This window comes from Bacillus sp. R45, from assembly GCF_021729365.1.
Lineage (GTDB): Bacteria > Bacillota > Bacilli > Bacillales > Bacillaceae > Bacillus > Bacillus velezensis.
On sequence record NZ_CP091421.1, the window covers coordinates 3,823,097 to 3,841,867 of the forward strand.

An 18,771-nucleotide genomic window follows, 5' to 3' on the forward strand; every position below is an offset into this window, starting at 1 on the left:
TCATTCACTCCCCGAATTTATTCAGCAGCAGCCTATAATCTTCAACTGTATCGACGTCATAAAAAAGCAAAGGGTCTTGAAAGCTGATCATTTTTCCCATATTGATCATACTTTCACGGATGACATGCCGGGCGCCCCGATCTCCCTTTAACTGATGCAATACCGGAAAACATTGATTGGAGAATAAAATGGGGGGCATAGGAAGATGCTGATTTTCAGCGGCGATAAATGAATAACGGCGCTCTTTTTGATAGGAATCAATTAACGTATTGATGATATCTGCGGTGACAAACGGCTGATCTGCAAGGAGAATGATAACGGCGTCAGCCTCGTACGCTGCCGCTTTTTTTACACCGCATTGTATAGAATGGCTTTGGCCCTTACCCGCCTGCTCACATTCTGCCTGGCTCCACTTATTTGACATGGGATCTAAAAAGAAAAAATCCGAAAGCCAATGCAGTAAATCTCCCTTTCCCGTAATAACGAAAATATGATCTAATTCAGATAACAAGGCATGTTTAAGAGCCATACTTCCAAGGGAAACGCCATTGAGAAATAAACTTCGCTTATCCGTTCCCATGCGTCTGCTTGTACCGGCTGCCAGGTATATGGCTGCTGTTTTCATAAGCGGGACCTTTGTTTTCGCATTTTTTGAATCAGCTCGCCGACAATACTTACAGCAATCTCTTCAGGGCCTTGTGCCCCGATGGGAAGGCCGATAGGGGAATGAATATCTGCCGGAATCTCTGCCCCGCCTAACAGCCGCTCCGTGCGCCTTCTGGGGCCTAAAACGCCTTTATAAAACACATTCTCGTTTTTTATTGTATGTAAAATGATCTGATCTTTTTGAAAGCTGTGCGTCATAATGACAACAAAATCCCTTTTTGTCATGCTCAGTCCTTCCATGACTTCTTCCGGTGCTCCCGTAATCAAATGGCCGGCTTCAGGAAAATGCCCGTGATGACATAAAGCGGGACGCCAGTCAATCACCGTCACATGAAAACCCGTACCAGCTGCCAAAGAAACTAACGGCTTCGCATCTTCCCCTGCTCCGAAGACGTATAAACAAGGTTTTGGCACCATCTGATGGATAAAAAATAAATCAGATGTATGTTCATCCCTTTTGATTCCCTTTTCTATCTGTCTCAGTTTTTGAATACGGCCTTGTTCCATCACATCCCCGGTTCCAAACACGCTGCCGTCTTCAGCGATATACAGATCTTCCTTCGGCTCTAACGTTTCAGTGAATCGTTTCAGTCGGGTCACAGACTTTTTTTCATCTAAGCATGTCTTGACTGTCATCAGATTTCGTTCCAATTCCCCTTTTACAGGCTCAAGTAAAACCGTCAAAACACCATTACAGCCAACACCCTGTCCCCAAGATAAATCGTCTTCCGCGCTCATATCAAAGCGGACAATCAACGGCTCTCCTGCAGTCCAGACCTGTTCCGACCGTTCAACGAGATCTTCTTCCAGACAACCGGCGGATAACATTCCGACTCTTGTTTTATCCCCTAAAATCAGCATGGAGGCCCCTTCTTTCTTATAAGCGGACCCCTCTGTTTTAATGATGGTAGCCAGTACCTTAGCTTTCTTAGAATTGGCGATGACATCCAAAATCCGGTGTATATCATCCATCTCATGTCCCCCGCTTTTACCTGATCATATCTGCATCTGTATATCCGTATTCTTTTTTTCCGGAAAACATTACAAACGCTTCAGCAATTTCTTCGTTTCTAAAAAAAAAGAGTCTTTATAGACCTTATGACTGGGCGGCGGGTGCGACAGCATGTCGGAGCGGAGAGATTCCAATAACACGTCCTGTTCCTTCTGTTTCCGATTGTCTGTTTCACCTTGCTGTATGCCTTTAAAACCCGCAAAGTATTCACTTAACACTTGTAAATCATTCCCCAGCTCCCTTTTGTCACTTGAAGATAAAGCTCCTTCTTTTTCCCATTCTTTTAACGTTTTCACTATATTTGATAGATACTCAAATCCGGCGTTCAACTTTTGCATCTCTATTTGATAGCTTGAAATGATGATTTTATGTTTTTTTCTGACGGGGTTGAATTTTAAGCTGTCAGAGGCTGTTTGCAGCATCTCTTTTGTCATATGCAGCTCCTGCAGAAGATGGTTCATTTTATATTCCATAAGGTTCCCTTTTCCTTGTCCCCACTCTGATTGAACCCATTTGGAAAGGTCTGAAAGTGTGCCGGAAAGCTGACGAGCCAATGTTTGAAAAGAGTCCGCTGCCTTTTTTGTGTAGTCGGGCGGAAAAAGGAACATGTGAACCAGAATGGCGATGATGACGCCGATCACCGTATCGATGATTCGGTCGAATGCATAATCTTTAGAGTTCCGTTCAAACGTAAAGACCAACAAAATGGTGAGCGCTACCTGATGCAGAACCGTTACATCTATTCGCAACCACTTCGCTATGTAAGTACCGCCTAACAGGAACAGCCCCAGCATCCAGCCATTCATTGGCAAGTGACTGACAAGAAAGGACGTTAGCATGATCCCAATCGCAGTTCCCGCAATACGATGAAAAGAAAAACGAATCGACTGATCTATCGTTGGCTGCAAACATAAGATAACAGACAGAGGCGCTAAATAGGGGTGATCAGAGCCCGCCAGTTTTGCCGCTTCCCAAGAAACCGCAGAGGCAATCGCCATCTTCCAAACCAAAGATGTTTTGTTTTGAATTTTTTCACTTTTCATCATACGCCCCCTCCTTTCAGAAACCTTTTCCACTAGGTTTCCGTGACGGAAAGGGATTTATACTGACGTGTGGAAAATGCGGAAGAAGCTGTTGTTCGCAATAAAGGTGCTTCTCTGAGCTCTTCTTTACGGTTTCTATCCTCCTTGATAACTTCGCATCAGATATGAACCCTGCTCTCCTATGACTTTCGAAGGGAAACATACAAACCTTGTTGGTTAATGTGATGAAATTGGGTGAATTTTTTATCATTTTATATGGTAAGGGTTTAACAAGCAGAATGCCTTTGTTAGTATGGCAACCAAAGGAGGAGGATCAATTATGCAAAGCAAAATGAAGCTAACCGCAGTGAAACTGGCAGCCTTGGTATTCCTAGCAGGTGCCTTTGCCCTCCCGGTTTTACCCCATGCTGCGGCAAGCGATTACTTCTCTTATCATAAAAATGCTACTCTCTCTAATTAACTTTACCGAAACTATATTGATATGTTTTGTCCTTGTAGAGACGCTTTTTTAATAACACGGATCGAAAAAAATCCCAACTAACGAAAAGCTCTCATATTCCCGTTTGTATGATGTTGTATGTGTTAAATGTGGAAAATTTCATTATTAACATCCATTTGATGGTAATAATGACTTAAATATTTCAAAGAAAATAGAATAATACTTAAAAAAGGAATGATTAATTCAAATCATTCCTTTTTCTTTAAATAGATCGTATATAGCACTAGCTAATCTCTTACTGAATTCGGGTGGAACTGCATTCCCAATCATTTCATAATTTTGAACCATACTACCTATAAATTCAAAGTTGTCATCAAAGGTTTGTAGTCTAGCTGCTTCCCTAACGGTTATTGACCTAGACTGAACCGGGTCTGGGTGAATATGTCTAAGTCCATCTTTTTTCAAATGAGCTGGTATTGTATTACTAGGCTGATCCCATCTTAGCACGTAATATTTATGAATATTTGAAGTTTTACCTGTTTTCTCGGTATAAAGCTTTTTAAGATTTTCAGTCGAGAGATATTTATTATTTCCTTTATCAATATCTTCTGCTAATATCTTGAATATATCCATATCTCTTCTATTATGGTATCTTGGATAATGCCCATTATAATTCGTTTCAGGTGGGACATGTGAATATTTCCGACGTCCTAATTTATAGTCTTCTGGTGAAGGTACTAACTTAGGAAGCTTTCCTATCGCATCACGAACTGTATAAATTTTTTCAGATTTATATCTAGTTAGAATTTCGTTGTAGAAGAACTGAAGTGCTTTTTGATTTTCTGTCTTATTCCCACCAAAATACCTTCTATTTAAACCAATTAGTATTACCCTTTTCCTTTTTTGTGGAACACCAAATTGAGTTAAATCAAGTAAAGCTCGACCTTTAATATCGTCAATAATGTCAAAGCCATATTCATTGAATCCTCGCTTTATTTTATCAACTATATTTTCACCATCTGGAGCTGCCGACAGCATACCTTCAACATTTTCAAAGACAATCAATTTAGGGTCGTAGACTTTTACAACTTTTAAGTAACTTTCGAAAAGATAGTTCCTGTAATCATTTGTCATACCATCTTTATCTTGTATCCTACCTGCAACTGAATATGCTTGACAAGGAGGGCCACCAACAATTAAATCTATTTTCCTATTATTTACTATAGAGTCTAGACCAACATGCGATCCATAAACCTCATCATCTTTCCAACCATTTATTAATTCTTCTGTTCGTTGAATGTCAAAATGAAGAACTCTTTCTTCAGCATCCTCATAATTATATGTTTTTTTTAATCTATTTATTAGAGTATCACAGGCATATTTTTGCCATTCAACACTAGCAACTGTGTAGTAATGCTTCGTTTTTTCAAAACCGTCTAAGAGTCCTCCACACCCAACAAATAACTCTAATGTATTTAGTTTAGTCATAATATCACCTTTATATATTCAATTCCAAGTTCAATTGTTCTAAGTCTTTAACTTTTCTACGCCCGCTTTTCACATCATCAAAATGTCGAAGTATGGCTTTGGCCAAATTGAGGGATAAAAGAGGTGGTACCGCGTTCCCTACCTGTCTATTTTGTTGAGTCCTAGTGCCTATAAAGACAAAATCATCCCTAAAGGATTGTAACCTTGCATTTTCTCTAACAGTTGGTACTCTATTATACTTGTAGTGAAAGTGATTTCTGTGACCAGTATCAATTGTTCGTGAAGGCTTTTTACTGTGATATCGAGTCCAAGCTTCATTGAACTTTCTGCTATCACCAATACCGGGAGGTAAATCCTTATGATTACCACCCTCAGGAACTTGACTTATAACCCATTTAACATGTTCCGTATGATTTGTAGCAACATGATTATGAAGCTTTTTACTGTTTTGTCTCATGAATTCTTGATATAGCGATTGAGGTTTCTTTTCATAGTTATCAACCTCTTCTCCAAACTCTTCATCTCTACTTGGTAAATCACTAATCGCTTCACTACAGCTTACATATCTTTCTGGTGTATGAGTTGGTTCTGGAAATTCAAAATATCCATATCCCTTTTCTATTCCCACAAAAAACATTCTTTTTCTCATCTGTGGTACGCCGTAATCAGCTGCTAATAAAGGTTTTGGTGAAACTGACACATTATATCCCATATCCTCAAAGGTATTTATTATTTGCTGCTTAACAATACCATTATATAATGTTGCAATCCCCGGTACATTTTCAATCAGAAATGCTTTAGGTTTAAATCTCCTTACAGCTTTAACGACTGCTAAGTAAAGGGTGTTTCGTGTATCGTTTATATCTCGTGATCCTGTTAATGAAAATCCTTGACAAGGTGGCCCTCCGATAACAATGTCAACTTTTTGGTCCCCAATTTTATCAGCAATTTCTTGTATAGCCTCATCTTTGGAAAGATCGGCCAATAAAACATCTGACGATTCATGATTATATTTAAAGGTTTTTAACGCTACTTCTTCAAAATCAACACCAAGCATGACATTATATCCAGCATCTAGAAATCCCTGTGATAAACCTCCACAACCACAAAATAGATCTAGTACATTTAATTGTTTTTCACTCATAGACCTATCCTCCATTCCACGAACGTATATTCCCTTTTATTTTAAATTTTTTTTATTATATATGCAATAGCCAAAGTTTTATAATAACACTTTTCGGTATCAATTTGCCACTAATAAATGAAAAAGAGGTTGTTAATCCTTTCCACCTAGAAGTTGAGTAATACTTTTTTTCCGTCAAAGAGATTTACAGCAACTTCATAAATTCCTTCGTGAATAATTAGTCCTTAGAAAGGAATTCCAAATTTAATTTCATTCTTTTCCGACTCTTCACTCCAAATATCTCATTGCTAATATTCTCACTTTAGGTTGAACTTCTGCATCCTATCACCTCTCTTATACTATCTTTTCATTCCAAATATAACAATGTATGCGCATAAACAGACTATAAGTTGTATACCAAATAGAGAAATTTAAAACTAATTTATAAATTTTCCATAAATATAATCTCTATGGTATTTAATCATATCTAAATTGGGCCATAGAGTCTTATCTTGTGGCAAAAGTAATTTTTTTCGATCAATTTCCTGTAAAATCTTATTCTCTTGCATCTTTTCATGCACTTGAATAGTGAAATCATCATTTATTGCAAAAAAACCATGATCAAACGCCCAATGAAGATCTAAGGAAAGTGAGAGTCCGTTAGTAGGATTATCTGATCCTCCATATTCTTTCCCTTTAATGTGAGCAGCTTGAACATTTAGTGTATCCCCATATACAATAGATTGCCCCGTAACAGCGCATTTGTAATTGTACGCTTCCAACACTGATTTACGGAAACGACGATCCCTTTTTATTTTCTTAAGAATGGTTACAGTGCGATCTATACCATCCGTCTCCAAACTTTTCTTTAATAGTTCAGCTAATGCTTCCGGGGACAATATTGTTGGGAGCTCTACACCCAGTCTCTCATCTATTACTTCTCCATCATCTAATGGACTGGATTCTAAACTTGGCAACTCAGTCCCCTCAAACATTTCCGTGAATGTAACGCCTTTAGAAATTAGCTCTAATGATGGAATCAAAGCAGATAAACTTCTTCCTACTTTATATTTTTTGATCAAATCCATGATATCATTATAATTTGGACTTTCAGGATGAATACACCCAACTATATAGTCCTCACTTGAATTAGGGGATTCAATCATTAGAATAATATCATCAGGATCTAAATCCTTGATGTAGCCAGAATACATGCGATATTCATTTCGGCCATTAGGTTTTGATTCAACAATTTTACTATTATGATAATCATAATTAAAATTATGAACCTCCCCGCTATTACTTTCTTTAACAGTAAATTTCTTTTTCGGATTTAGTTCAGATATAGTTAATTCTCCGAAAAAATCTTTTGCAACTTGTTGAGCTATTAATGCAAAAGAACCTGCCCTTTCCCCATTGGGACGAATACCCAATTCATTAGATTGTAGTACTTTTCCAAAAACTAACCCGCTCTCTTTCATTTTTAGCTTTTCATATTTACCTTTCACATTTTGATACACTTTTTCTCTAGCACTTGGTGTTAGAAGGTGACCCTTTTTTTCTAAGAGCCCAATAAATTTGCTTGGATTCATAATTTCCTTCAACATCAAATGACTATCAGTAAGGTCCTCTTCTTTTTCAAAGTCAATCTCAAGAACCCTGGATAGTTGGTTCTTTGAAATGTTATAAAAACCAGTAATTTTAGTTATTAATAGCAAGCTTTCTTTGACAGATACCATATAAAGCGCCTCCTCATATCATTAAACACATAAAAAAAGAATTTAAACAGCTGTTAGTTAAGATTATACTCATTAAAGCTGTTTTAATTCAATATTTTTTATTAATTATTATTTTTTTTTTATTTAATCCAGTTTTATTTGTTTAACTACTCAACTAAGAGACTTTTTAAAAAAACACCAACATTTATTCAATTGATGTTAAAATAGAAAAAATTCCTTTTAAGGCTAAAATCTTTTCAAAACGGAATTAGGGATGTGTAATAACTTATGATGGAAATAGAAGAACTAACAGATGAAAAATTAATAGAGGCGTATGAATTCGTAATTAACCAATTAAAAAAGAAAGATAATTAGAAGTAAAAACTTCTTAGATGATCTTGGTGAATATTATGCTATTAATTACTACAGCAGGACTGTAGGACTACCTAAGTTACAATTTGCTCCTGTTGGTACTCAAACATTGACGCTATTAGTATTAAAGGGGAAAAGGTATAGTATCAAGTCAACAACTGGCAAGACTACTGGTGTTTTTTAAGGCTTAAATGAACCAAATTCAATAATGCCTGAACCACCAAAGTTTGAGTATGTAATAATCAATGAAAACTACCTGTTGAATAAAATCATTGAATTGAATTGAATTGAATTGAATTGAATTGGGGTCAGTTTTTAAAATACAGAAAGTGGCATAGTAGAGTTAGAGTCTGGAACCTGTCTATAACCCAGAAGCTAATAAACTGTGCAAAAGTAATTTATTTAAGAGTCCAACTTTGAGGTGAGGTACTCACTACTAATCTGGCCAAACCTCAAGATTAATGTCCTATTCAATTCTCTCTAAACCATTTGGAACACCCTCTTGAAAAATGCTCGAGGTTAGCAAGGGAATATTTTCATCCATGGTCCAAAAACTCGATCAGTAGATCTATCTATTGATCGAATCTTTGGGGCCAATTTTTTTGATCTATTAACTAATTCCTAAGTCTCAGCCAGTAATACCATTTGCTCTATCAATCTTAGGCAACCATTCTACATGATATAATTGCCTATCCTCAACCATGTGTACGTCTCGAACATCCACTACCTCCTCTGATTGTAAGATTGTCAAAACTTGCAGCTTATATTCTTCTGGAATTGAAGAGCTAGCCGCTGCTTCTTCATTTGAACAATCATCGCTATTCTGACATAGGAAACTAATGACGATGACATTCACCCCTCTACATCAAATAAGTCTTTATAACTGTTTACACAAGGGTTAACCGGTTAGTTGCTACTCCCAATTTTAGGAATCAATATGTACAGGGTGTAGCTGGCTAGTGCTTTTTTAAAAGAACTGTTGGTAATATCAATCTAATATATCTAATAACTAGAATCATATACACAATAAAAATATTTTAGGTTTATGTACTCCATAAGAGAAATTTGATCACAAAATAGAAAAAAGAAGGTTGCAAATAACTTTTAACATAAAAAAGAACCTACCAACTAGTTTTGCTTTTAAAGAGAATTGTAAAATCAAATAAGTTATCTCGTGATCAAAAATATCCCTTAAAAAACTCGTGAACGGTAGGTTCTTTCCTCGTTACTATTAGATTGTAAAACCCAACTCACTTATGATAAGGCTCCCCACGATTAATCCGAAACGCCCGATAAATCTGCTCAACTAGTATGAGACGCATCAACTGATGAGGAAACGTCATCTTCGAGAATGACAGTTTGTCGTCTGCCCGTTTCATGACGGCGTCGCTTAGGCCGAGTGAGCCGCCGATGACGAAGGTGATTTTGCTTTTTCCATATGTCGCCAGCTTATCTATTGTATCGGCCAGTTCTTCAGATGTTTTCATTTTTCCTTCGATGGCGAGGGCGATGACGTGGGTGTCCGGGCTGATTTTGGCCAGGATGCGTTCGCCTTCTTTGTCTTTGACGATTTTCATGTCTTGGTCGCTCAGGTTTTCCGGAGCTTTTTCGTCCGGGAGTTCGATGATGTCGATTTTTGCGTAGGCTGAGAGTCGTTTTTTGTATTCTTCAATGCCTTGCTTAAGGTATTTTTCTTTTAGTTTTCCGATGGTCACAATATTAATATTCACAGGTCATCCCCACTTTAGAAACAAGTTATTCATATATATTGTCCACAATTGTGGATATCTTTTCTGTATTTTGTGTAGGATCATTCGTTCCCTACTAGATATGTTGCAGTGTCCCCACATAATTCACAGGCTGTGGATAAACTGTTAGTATGTTCGATTTTTCTGATTTCGGGCGGAAGCTCATGATCATCTATGTACATGTCCAGCACGGTTTCGATATGTTCTTCACAAGAATAATAAGCGGTTTTCATTGTTACATCCTCCGGTTTTCTTTTGCGCGCGGCAATTGTTCTCTTTTCAATATAACCTATTTATACACATGTTAGTAGTGCTTCGGGCTGAGTTTTATCCACAATTCGGCAAATCACGCGCAAAAAGAGCCGGTGTTTTCAGCACCCGGCTCTTTACGTGTTTTCTCTTTTTTCTAAGCGAAGGACGAACAGAATTCCTAATAGACACGCCAGCAGCGTACAGCATACATCAATCCAGTCCGGCTTTCCGCCGTTTAAAAAAGAGTTGGTTATCACGGAAACCAGGAGAATGGTTACGGCCACCGCGGCAAGCTTTTTCTTCATCGGCTCCCTCCTAAATTCCTCTATCTCTATGTTCGGTCGGCTTTTTTCTTGTTATATAGCCTTATCAAGAGGGTCACAACGATATATACAATCATAATCAATGCCCCGTTGCTCACATCAGGGTATCCAATCAACATATTCATTATGACAAAAACAATGGTTATACAAATGACGGACAACAATAAGAAGATACTGAATGATTTCAAATGAACACCTTCTTTCTTGCAGTAACGTTTCATTATAAAAAGCTTACCAAAAGCGGCAAGCTCTTTTCAAATCTGCATATTTCAACCAAAGAATTGTTCACAAATTTCTTTAGCACCTGCTTCGCCAACTCCATTTTCAATTGCTAAACATAAGGGCGAGCACACTACTGCGCCGACAGCACCTCCGACAGCCATACAAGCACCTGCGCAAGCAATACTGGATCCCAGCCCCAGCATTTTTGTGACTAAATCGTTACAGGACTCCAATTTTGATTTTGCCGGAGATGCTTTTTTGACAGAGTTCAATAAAGCATTATTCCCCTTGCCTTTTAATCCATCTTGATTAAAATCTTCATTAATAATTTCTTTATCTCCAACTCTTAATTTGAAGTTTCCTTCTTTTTTTTCTTTGTCCCATTTTCCTTTACCCTCTACGGATAAAACGATTTGCTCAGTGTTTAAATTAATATACCTCTGCGCAAATGAATGATTTTGCTGATCTTCATAATGAACCAATGCAATCTTATGATCTTTATTATTTAAAACAGTCACAAAGACTTCTGTTTTATCCATATCCAAATCATCTCTGTCTTTGACGATATTCAAAGCTTTTTGTCTGTCTTTTTTACTTCCTTCAGACTTAATCGTTTTATCACAGACAGGGCATGTGATTTCATCTTTTATTGTCTTTGTACTAATAGCTTCTGTCACACCTGAAAAACTGAACATAAAAACAAAAATAACTACTCCCACAAACCATTTGAAACGTTTTTTCACTATATATCCTCCTTTTATTCAGTCTACTACTCTATATCCTCAAACGAGTACAAGTAAACCAATAAAAGGTTTTTTTGTTCATATCATCCAAAGTTTGTGTTTTCATTATGATGACTGCTTTTCCTTCTCAAAACCCCCCCATCACCTGCACATCATACAGCTTGAGATGGCTTTTCGGCGTGACGATGTTTTTTAAGTTTGGGATGGTCAGGTCGTTCAGTTTTTTGCCCGTTTTCAGGTCGAAGGACTCGATTTTGGCGGGCTTTTTGTAGCTGTACGTAAACAGATACAGCTTTCCGTTTTGATGGGTCAGCTCCTTGAAGTCGGCTTTCATTCGTGATGCGGGGAGGGTGAAGGCCTTTTTGCTTTTTCCGGTCTCAGGGTTGATGCGGTAGACGGTTCCGAAGCCGTCAACGAAATAGAAGCTGCGATGCTCCATGAAAAAGCTTTTTTTGAAGCTGAACGGCATGGAGTCATAGATCGTCTGTTCGTCATTTTTATAAGCGGCGATGTCATACGTTTTGATGGCGCCGCTGTTTTTCATGACTTTCACCATTTGATAGATGTGATCGGCTTTTTCTCCTCTGGTAACAAAGCAGACGGCGCTGTCGTCCGCGGCGAGCTGGGATTCGACAGACGTGCCTTCTTTATACGTCCACGTCGCGATTGATGTTGTATGGAGCTTTTCTTTATCGGCCTGAATGTCTTGGACGTGATAGCCTTTTTCGTCATCTGTCGGCGTGAGCGCGAAAAGATGATCTTTAAAAAAGCCTGAAGCGCGGATATAGTGCGGGATGACGTCTTGCTTCCACTTGCCGTCCATCTGGCGGTACAGCTCTGAACGGTAGCTGCCGCCGCTCTTGTCGTAGCCCGAATTATACAGCGTGTAAAAGCCTTTCGCCCGTTCGATATATCCCGCGCTGTCTCCCGTATGCTGGTACGCTCTTTTATACGTGTGAAGACCGTCCTGAACGGTGTAGATTCCTTTTTTGTCCTCCAGCAGGACGCTTTCGTCATGCACTTTGGCCGATCCGAGCTCAAGCCCCTTCATTTGATAAGAAGAAAGCCGCCCTTTTTCATCGGCGAAGAGGGCGTAGCTTTTTCCGCCGCCGAACGTGTCTTGGTCAGCCGCAGTGGAGAAATACAGCAGCGCCTCTTTATCTTTCAGAAAATCAGGGTCATTTAATGTGTCTCTCGCAACCTCCGCAGGGTCTTCCGTGCGGAAATAGAAGAAGCATAAGACCGCTGCGGCGGCGATGATCACTAAGGGTATCCAGATGATTTTTTTCACGTTGTTCTCCTTAGTGAATGGTCAGGATCGTGGTTGTGTAGGACGAGCTTGTGATGTCGCGCGGGTATACGCCTAAGCCGCCGTTAGAGTCGATATCAATCCCCGCTTTTAAAAGGAATGCCGACCACAGCAGTTTTGAGCAGTTTTTGGCGCCTTCATGGCCCGTATTTCTGTTATTGACGAAGTTGAAGGAGTACTCATCACCCACTCTTGATACGGCCCAGTCAGCGGCGGCTTGTTTTTGAGCATCGGTAACTTTCACGGTCTGGACGATTGAATTGTCTTCGACTTCTCTGCCGTTATACGCAATCTGACGGACGCCGTCTCCCGGCACGGATTCGACAATTTTATCAGCGGATGAATACATGCCGACATGCCCGTGATTGTAATAAGCCGTGTATGAGTTCGTGTAATAAATATTGCCTTTTGTGCTTTTCGGGAGTTTTTTGGTTCCTGACGATCCGCCCATCGCAGAGAGTCCGTCTTTGGAAGCGATTACATTTCCTTGCACCTTGTCTGCCGTGATTTCTTGATGAAACTGCTTGAGAATTGCTTCTGTTGAAACATGCTTCTGTTTGGCAAGCTCTTTGGCGGATTGGAGAACGTCTTGAGGAGTCGTGCCCTGCTGAAGGTCTGCGATTTCTTTTGCGTAGCGTGGTATTTCTGTTTCTTTCGCTTTTACATTCAAACCGGAGAACGACAGAACCATGGTGAATGACAGGGCAAACGGGAGGACGGCTTTGAACAGCTTTTTACACATTGACTTCGCCTCTTTTCTCAAAGGTTAATTTTTCCACGTTTTCATTATATGACGAAATTGTGATAAAAAAATATACAATTTACAGATTTTTAAAAATTTTATAACAATATGTAAATCATATACATAAATCATTTTCAAATATCAGGAAATCTGGTTATCATACAAGAAAGGGGGAGGACATATGAAGGACAGAACGATCGGTTCGATGCGGGTTTCCGCAATGGGGTTAGGGTGCATGGGCATGTCGGAATACTATGGCAGCCAGAGTGAGGAAGAGTCGATCTCCACACTGCATCATGCCGTTCATCTCGGCGTGAATTTGTTTGATACGGCTGATCAATATGGATTGGGTGCGAATGAAGAACTTGTCGGCAGAGCGCTCGCCCCATTCAGAAAGGAGCTGTGCCTCGCGACGAAATTCGGTTATGTCCGAAGCGAAAAGGGTGAGTTTATCGAAATCAACGGACGGCCCGATTATGTGAAAAAAGCGTGTGACGCCAGTCTGAAACGTCTCGGGACGGATTATATCGACCTTTATTATCTGCACCGGGTTGATCCGCGGGTGCCGATTGAAGAAACTGTCGGCGCCATGAAGGAGCTGATTGACGAAGGAAAAGTGAGGTATATCGGATTGTCAGAAGCTTCCGCAGAAACGATCAGGCGCGCCGTCCGCATTCACCCGATTGCCGCGCTTCAATCAGAATATTCTTTATGGAGCAGGGAAGCAGAGGAGCATGTGCTGCCCGCCTGCCGTGAGCTCGGCATCTCATTTGTGCCTTACAGTCCGCTTGGCAGAGGTTTTCTTTCCGGAAAGATGACGTCGACAGATCAGCTGGATGCCGATGATTACAGAAGAAGAACGCCGAGATTCCAGGGAGACAATTTGGCGGTGAATATAGGGCTCGTCCAAAAACTTACCGCCATTGCCCGGGAAATGAATATCACCGCGCCTCAGCTTGCGCTCGCATGGGTTCTCGCAAACGGCGATGATCTCATTCCGATTCCGGGTACAAAAAAGAAACACTACTTGGAAGAGAACCTCGCCGCTCTCGACATTGTGCTTCCGGAGGATGTGAAGGCGCGGTTGGATGAAATGTTTCCGATCGGCACGGCGGCCGGCGAGCGTTACCCGGAACAAATGATGACATTGTTAGATGAATAACAAAAGAGGCCCATCGTGCGGGCCTCTTTTCATGACAGCTTTTTGCTCATGATGACATCCGTCTCCAGGAATCCCGTCTTCTCATACAGCTTCCGCGCCGTTTCGTTATGAGCGAACACATGGAGAGAAATCTTGCGGACACCCAGATCTTTGGCTTTGTCCTCCAGCCTTGCGAGCGCCTCTTTTGCATAGCCTTTGCCGCGGAAAGGCGGATGAAGGCCGAAATCATAAATAAATGCGTCCTGCTGCGGGTGATCCGGATCGGCGTGCAGCCACAGCCAGCCGGCATTTTCCTTTCCGTCCAATGTCAGCGTCCATAAATAGTGATCGGCTGTCTCCAAGCCGTCTGGAAGCAGGTCTTCAAACGCCAGCTCCGCTAATTCCGGCGCTTCGTCAGGCAGCCACGTTCCCGCTTTTACCTTTTCTTCAGCGTAATGCTTGGTTGAATGAGCGAGATAGGACTGAAACTCTTGTCCTGTCATCGGCTGCAGCGTGATAGCCATTGAATCACTCCTTACACGAAAGCGATATCATGCAGTATTATCCGAAGGCTCCGTTTTCCGCCGGTTTTATGATTTGTTCGGCTTGTGCCGTTGAACCAGTTTGTGCAAATAATCCAATCGAAATGAGACTTGCCAAGGCTGCTGAGAGTACAATGAATTTACATGTTTTCATTACGAATCCCCTCCGTTAATCTCAAAATTTGGTCATTGGCATCAATTGATTCCTGAAAATACTTCGCCGCCGGTTTGTATTTCTCCTGTTTTTTAAAATGCGCCGCGGCCTGATACGACAAATCGGAAACGTCACTCCACAGCTCTTTCCTTCTTAACTCGGCGAAAGCTGATTCAAGCGCTTCTTCATTGCGGTCAATAAAGACATGCTGTAAGATGCGCAGCTTTTGGGTGTATACGGGCTCGTTTTTTTCTTCAGCGGCATTCAGCGCTTTATGCAGCCAAAACCGGCCCTCATCCGTCTTTTCCTGCTTCAATAACACTCTGGCCAGCATGTACAGACTCCGCACCGAATACGCTGATCGCAAATGCTCCTTTTGATCAAGAGCCGTTTCAAACTCGACCCGCGCCTCTTCCAGTTTTTCCTGTCTTTCATAGCAAATGCCTGCGTTAAAGTGGGCGAGCGCTTCAATATGCGGATCGCCCGCTTTGGCGGCTTGATGAACCGCCGTCTGCAGGAGCTCTTCGGCTTTCTGATAGTGGAACAAGTCCATTCTGTTACAGCCGATCACCATTAAACACTGTGCTTCTCTGACCGCGTACATTTCATTGGCTTTGTAGATCTCCAACGCTTTTTCCGCGTGGTTCATCGCAAAGTAGTTTTGGCGGATTTCATAGTAGGCAATCGCCACTTGATAATTAAACTCGGCTCTTTCAATCTCATTCGGTATGTGCCGGAGCCTGCTTTCAGCAATCCGGTAAAAATTAATGGCGTTCATAAACCGTTTACGGTAAAACTCGTGCATTCCGGAAAAGAAATAATAATAGTATTGAATCATCTGGTCTGTTTTTTCTTTATCGGCGTTCAGCTGGATCGTTTTTAAAATGCCGTCTGTTTTCTCATACTCTTCCATTAAAAGCTTATAGCGGGAATCAATTAAATTAAAATAAAGGAGCACCGTTTGATTTTGTGTCATATTTTGCAGATCCGTAAGCAGTTGTTCTCTTAACGCCTCAGCCGATTCAGTGTTGTGCTTTTTGATTTCCTCATACCAGTCACTAATTTTTTTCGCAACTGTTTCGTGGGCCATCACCTCAGCCATCTGTCAGGACACCTCCCTTTCCCATTTTGTGTAATAAATATATCATATTTACAGGTCCAAAAAGAGGGTGGCAGCCCGCTAGTTTCCTCGTGGCAACAAAAAAAACCTCCGCAGGTGCGGAGGCGCATATTTTATAATAGTTTTTTTCCTAACAAAGATTCCACCAGCTCGACCGCTGTTTTGCCGGTTTTGTTTTTGTGATCGAGGATCGGGTTGACTTCGACAAATTCAGCTGAAGTGATGATGTCGGCATCATACAGCATTTCCATTGCCAAATGGCTTTCACGGTAGCTGATGCCGCCGACGACAGGCGTGCCTACGCCGGGTGCGTCGCTCGGATCAAGGCCGTCTAGATCAAGGCTGAGGTGAACGCCGTCACAGTCTGACAGGTAGTCAATGGTTTCTTCAATGACCTTTGTCATGCCGAGGCGGTCAATCTCATGCATCGTATAGACTTTCATGCCTGTTTCCTTAATGTATTCACGCTCGCCTTCATCAAGCGATCTCGCGCCGATGATGACGACGTTCTCCGGCTTGATTTTCGGGGCATACCCGCCCAGATTCACCAGCGTGTCGTGCCCGACGCCGAGGCTGACGGCCAGCGGCATTCCGTGAATATTGCCTGACGGCGATGTTTCCAGGGTGTTTAAGTCGCCGTGCGCGTCGTACCAGATGACGCCGAGCTGTTTATAGTGCTTTGCCGTTCCTGTCAGCGTTCCGATCGCGATGCTGTGATCGCCGCCCAAGACGAGAGGGAACCGCTCATTCTCAATGACGCTGTCCACCTTTTGGGCGAGCTGCTCGTTCCCCGAGAGCACAGAGTTCAAATTTTTCAGCTCTTCATCATGTTTGAGTTTTTCACGATTGACGGGGATGTCGCCTAAGTCTTCCACCGCATACCCCATGTCAGATAACCGTTCAATGAGATGCGCGTAGCGGATGGCGCTCGGGCCCATGTCCACTCCGCGTCGTGCTTGTCCTAAATCCATCGGCATTCCAATAACTGAGATATTCTTGTTCATCCGTTTTTCCACCTCAACATGTTGTATGTTGTCCTGTGCGGGTTTCTCAAAGATGACTTGGACACAAAAAGATTTAAAGCTCTATCTGTTTTTCTGACTGCTTATGCTTTTTTACATACAGATGATAGACGATAACGCACACCGCCATGAACGGGATGCCGCAATAAAGGGCGAGCCGCTGTTCTGAATCAAATGCGAGACTGATCAGAACGACCGTATTTAACGTCAGCCCGATAATAGGCAGCACCGGGTACAGCGGTGTTTTAAACTTCAGGTCTTCCACTTTGCCGCCTTCGCGGATGTATTTCCGTCTGAACATCAGCTGTGACAGGGAAATCGTGATCCAGCCGACCTGCGCGCTTAGTCCGGCTAATGATAAGAGAAACATATAAACGGTTTCCGGCGCTGCCACTTTAGACAGCAGGGACAGGCAGGCGACGGCCAGCGTCACGATCAGAGCGTTCATCGGCACGCCGCGTTTAGTTGTTTTGCCGAGTGATTTAAAGGCTTGTCCTTCGTTCGCCATGGCATATAGGATACGCGTCGATGCAAACAGGCCTGAGTTGGCCACTGAGAGCAGCGCAATTAAGATAACAAAGTTCATAATATCGGCCGCATATGGAATACCGATTTGTTCAAACACCACGACAAACGGGCTTTCGACCACTCCCGCCTGCTTCCACGGAATCATGCCGGCAATGACGATGATGGAGAGAACGAAAAAGACAAGCGTTCTCCATACCGTCTGCCGGATAGAGCGCGGAATCGTTTTCTCGGGATTTTCACTTTCTCCCGCGGCAACCCCGATCAGCTCCGTTCCCTGGAACGCGAAGTTTACGGTAATCATCGTAATAAGCATAGCCTTAATGCCGTTCGGAAACAATCCATCCTCATAAAAATGAGAGAAGAAAGGAGCCTGCTCGCCGTGTTTCATGTCGATCAGACCGAACATGGCGGCGCCGCCTAAAATAATAAACAGCAGAATGACTAAAATTTTAATGCCGGAAAACCAAAATTCCGACTCAGCGAACGCTTTTGTGGTAATCGCGTTCAAAAGAAACATCAGTCCGACAAACACGAGACACCACACCCATACGGGAACATGCGGAAACCAGCGGAGCATCAATTGTCCCGCAGATAAAAACTCAATGGCGCATGTCACCGCCCAGCCGAGCCAGTACAGCCAGCCGAATGCGAAACCGAAAGCGGGGCTGATGAATTTGGTTGCGTATGTCTGAAACGACCCTGATACGGGAAGGGCAACCGCAAGCTCGCCTAAGCAGAGCATTGTCAAAAACATAATAAAACCGCCGACCAGATAAGACAGAACCGCGCCCAACGGTCCCGCCTGGTTAATTGTAAATCCGGTACTCAGGAAAAACCCGGTGCCGATCACTCCGCCTAATGAAATCATAAACAAATGGCGCGATTTCATTGTGCGCTGAAGCTGATTCTCTTTTTGATTTGTATTCACTATTCTGCACCCCTTCAGCAACTTGTATTGGAACCAAGCCGGTGCTTTGAAACCGATTTGCTGTCCAAAGAGCCTCTATTTGTATATGAATGTTATATGAAATTCATTTTCGTACATAAAGATACATTATACTAAA

Annotated in this window: 19 protein-coding genes; 2 read left to right on the forward strand and 17 right to left on the reverse strand. The window is 41.8% G+C overall.

Annotated features, from left to right (window positions below; translation table 11 throughout):
- Positions 1–4 precede the first annotated feature (4 nt).
- The 3 genes from L3V45_RS18960 to L3V45_RS18970 all read right to left on the reverse strand — a co-directional run bounded on the left by L3V45_RS18960 (position 5) and on the right by L3V45_RS18970 (position 2,724).
- Positions 5–625, reverse strand: a complete 621-nt coding sequence (locus L3V45_RS18960; RefSeq protein WP_236837205.1) for an NTP transferase domain-containing protein — start codon at positions 623–625, stop codon at positions 5–7.
- The gene (locus L3V45_RS18965; protein ID WP_117614740.1) at positions 622–1,638 is read right to left on the reverse strand and encodes an XdhC family protein; all 1,017 of its coding nucleotides are present in this window, start codon (positions 1,636–1,638) and stop codon (positions 622–624) included. The genes L3V45_RS18960 and L3V45_RS18965 overlap by 4 nt, the downstream gene beginning before the upstream one ends.
- A gap of 69 nt (positions 1,639–1,707) precedes the next feature.
- Complete coding sequence (locus L3V45_RS18970; protein ID WP_213403688.1) at positions 1,708–2,724, reverse strand: FUSC family protein; 1,017 nt, start codon at positions 2,722–2,724, stop codon at positions 1,708–1,710.
- Between the two features lie 316 nt (positions 2,725–3,040).
- On the opposite strand from L3V45_RS18970, the gene L3V45_RS18975 reads away from it, so the two are divergent.
- Complete coding sequence (locus L3V45_RS18975; RefSeq protein WP_234949527.1) at positions 3,041–3,181, forward strand: hypothetical protein; 141 nt, start codon at positions 3,041–3,043, stop codon at positions 3,179–3,181.
- A 222-nt stretch (positions 3,182–3,403) separates the two neighbouring features.
- Here L3V45_RS18975 and L3V45_RS18980 read toward each other — a convergent pair whose 3' ends face one another.
- The 9 genes from L3V45_RS18980 to L3V45_RS19020 all read right to left on the reverse strand — a co-directional run bounded on the left by L3V45_RS18980 (position 3,404) and on the right by L3V45_RS19020 (position 13,200).
- The gene (locus tag L3V45_RS18980; protein WP_234949528.1) at positions 3,404–4,648 is read right to left on the reverse strand and encodes a DNA cytosine methyltransferase; all 1,245 of its coding nucleotides are present in this window, start codon (positions 4,646–4,648) and stop codon (positions 3,404–3,406) included.
- A gap of 10 nt (positions 4,649–4,658) precedes the next feature.
- The gene (locus L3V45_RS18985) at positions 4,659–5,792 is read right to left on the reverse strand and encodes a DNA cytosine methyltransferase (protein ID WP_234949529.1); all 1,134 of its coding nucleotides are present in this window, start codon (positions 5,790–5,792) and stop codon (positions 4,659–4,661) included.
- Between the two features lie 416 nt (positions 5,793–6,208).
- Entirely contained in the window at positions 6,209–7,510 is a 1,302-nt protein-coding gene (locus L3V45_RS18990) for an HNH endonuclease (protein ID WP_234949530.1), read from the reverse strand.
- Positions 7,511–9,111: 1,601 nt separating this feature from the next.
- Complete coding sequence (gene rlmH / locus L3V45_RS18995) at positions 9,112–9,591, reverse strand: 23S rRNA (pseudouridine(1915)-N(3))-methyltransferase RlmH (RefSeq protein ID WP_013354196.1); 480 nt, start codon at positions 9,589–9,591, stop codon at positions 9,112–9,114.
- A gap of 80 nt (positions 9,592–9,671) precedes the next feature.
- Positions 9,672–9,842, reverse strand: a complete 171-nt coding sequence (locus L3V45_RS19000) for a CxxH/CxxC protein (RefSeq protein WP_004393147.1) — start codon at positions 9,840–9,842, stop codon at positions 9,672–9,674.
- A 153-nt stretch (positions 9,843–9,995) separates the two neighbouring features.
- On the reverse strand, positions 9,996–10,166 hold the full coding sequence (locus L3V45_RS19005; protein WP_236837206.1) for a hypothetical protein: 171 nt from the start codon (positions 10,164–10,166) through the stop codon (positions 9,996–9,998).
- Positions 10,167–10,453: 287 nt separating this feature from the next.
- Entirely contained in the window at positions 10,454–11,149 is a 696-nt protein-coding gene (locus tag L3V45_RS19010) for an ABC transporter substrate-binding protein (protein ID WP_094247339.1), read from the reverse strand.
- A 127-nt stretch (positions 11,150–11,276) separates the two neighbouring features.
- Positions 11,277–12,440: a hypothetical protein gene (locus L3V45_RS19015; protein ID WP_234949531.1), complete on the reverse strand. Its 1,164-nt coding sequence runs from the start codon at positions 12,438–12,440 to the stop codon at positions 11,277–11,279.
- 10 nt (positions 12,441–12,450) lie between these two features.
- Complete coding sequence (locus tag L3V45_RS19020) at positions 12,451–13,200, reverse strand: YiiX/YebB-like N1pC/P60 family cysteine hydrolase (protein ID WP_015387448.1); 750 nt, start codon at positions 13,198–13,200, stop codon at positions 12,451–12,453.
- Between the two features lie 181 nt (positions 13,201–13,381).
- Between L3V45_RS19020 and L3V45_RS19025 the strand changes: the two genes are divergently transcribed.
- Positions 13,382–14,362, forward strand: coding sequence for an aldo/keto reductase (locus L3V45_RS19025; protein WP_017418510.1), 981 nt, complete (start codon positions 13,382–13,384; stop codon positions 14,360–14,362).
- Between the two features lie 29 nt (positions 14,363–14,391).
- Here L3V45_RS19025 and L3V45_RS19030 read toward each other — a convergent pair whose 3' ends face one another.
- The 5 genes from L3V45_RS19030 to L3V45_RS19045 form a co-directional block, all read right to left on the reverse strand.
- Complete coding sequence (locus L3V45_RS19030; protein ID WP_022554029.1) at positions 14,392–14,865, reverse strand: GNAT family N-acetyltransferase; 474 nt, start codon at positions 14,863–14,865, stop codon at positions 14,392–14,394.
- 37 nt (positions 14,866–14,902) lie between these two features.
- Positions 14,903–15,037 carry a hypothetical protein gene (locus tag L3V45_RS19565; RefSeq protein WP_007407881.1) on the reverse strand — a complete coding sequence of 45 codons (135 nt, stop codon included), beginning with the start codon at positions 15,035–15,037 and terminating at the stop codon, positions 14,903–14,905.
- A complete protein-coding gene (locus L3V45_RS19035; RefSeq protein WP_024086023.1) occupies positions 15,024–16,139 on the reverse strand; it encodes a response regulator aspartate phosphatase in 1,116 nt (371 codons plus the stop codon). The genes L3V45_RS19565 and L3V45_RS19035 overlap by 14 nt, the downstream gene beginning before the upstream one ends.
- A 131-nt stretch (positions 16,140–16,270) precedes the next feature.
- A complete protein-coding gene (rocF, locus tag L3V45_RS19040) occupies positions 16,271–17,161 on the reverse strand; it encodes an arginase (RefSeq protein ID WP_014306158.1) in 891 nt (296 codons plus the stop codon).
- Between the two features lie 73 nt (positions 17,162–17,234).
- Positions 17,235–18,635 (reverse strand): amino acid permease, encoded by a 1,401-nt coding sequence (locus L3V45_RS19045; protein WP_004393132.1) that lies wholly within the window; start codon positions 18,633–18,635, stop codon positions 17,235–17,237.
- Positions 18,636–18,771: the final 136 nt, after the last annotated feature.

Bases quoted from the DNA above. Each gene is read 5' to 3' on its own strand.
- L3V45_RS18960 (WP_236837205.1), bottom strand. From the start codon at position 625: ATGAAAACAGCAGCCATATACCTGGCAGCCGGTACAAGCAGACGCATG.
- L3V45_RS18965 (WP_117614740.1), bottom strand. From the start codon at position 1,638: ATGGATGATATACACCGGATTTTGGATGTCATCGCCAATTCTAAGAAA.
- L3V45_RS18970 (WP_213403688.1), bottom strand. From the start codon at position 2,724: ATGATGAAAAGTGAAAAAATTCAAAACAAAACATCTTTGGTTTGGAAG.
- L3V45_RS18975 (WP_234949527.1), top strand. From the start codon at position 3,041: ATGCAAAGCAAAATGAAGCTAACCGCAGTGAAACTGGCAGCCTTGGTA.
- L3V45_RS18980 (WP_234949528.1), bottom strand. From the start codon at position 4,648: ATGACTAAACTAAATACATTAGAGTTATTTGTTGGGTGTGGAGGACTC.
- L3V45_RS18985 (WP_234949529.1), bottom strand. From the start codon at position 5,792: ATGAGTGAAAAACAATTAAATGTACTAGATCTATTTTGTGGTTGTGGA.
- L3V45_RS18990 (WP_234949530.1), bottom strand. From the start codon at position 7,510: ATGGTATCTGTCAAAGAAAGCTTGCTATTAATAACTAAAATTACTGGT.
- L3V45_RS19000 (WP_004393147.1), bottom strand. From the start codon at position 9,842: ATGAAAACCGCTTATTATTCTTGTGAAGAACATATCGAAACCGTGCTG.
- L3V45_RS19005 (WP_236837206.1), bottom strand. From the start codon at position 10,166: ATGAAGAAAAAGCTTGCCGCGGTGGCCGTAACCATTCTCCTGGTTTCC.
- L3V45_RS19020 (WP_015387448.1), bottom strand. From the start codon at position 13,200: ATGTGTAAAAAGCTGTTCAAAGCCGTCCTCCCGTTTGCCCTGTCATTC.
- L3V45_RS19025 (WP_017418510.1), top strand. From the start codon at position 13,382: ATGAAGGACAGAACGATCGGTTCGATGCGGGTTTCCGCAATGGGGTTA.
- L3V45_RS19030 (WP_022554029.1), bottom strand. From the start codon at position 14,865: ATGGCTATCACGCTGCAGCCGATGACAGGACAAGAGTTTCAGTCCTAT.
- L3V45_RS19565 (WP_007407881.1), bottom strand. From the start codon at position 15,037: ATGAAAACATGTAAATTCATTGTACTCTCAGCAGCCTTGGCAAGTCTC.
- L3V45_RS19035 (WP_024086023.1), bottom strand. From the start codon at position 16,139: ATGGCTGAGGTGATGGCCCACGAAACAGTTGCGAAAAAAATTAGTGAC.
- rocF (WP_014306158.1), bottom strand. From the start codon at position 17,161: ATGAACAAGAATATCTCAGTTATTGGAATGCCGATGGATTTAGGACAA.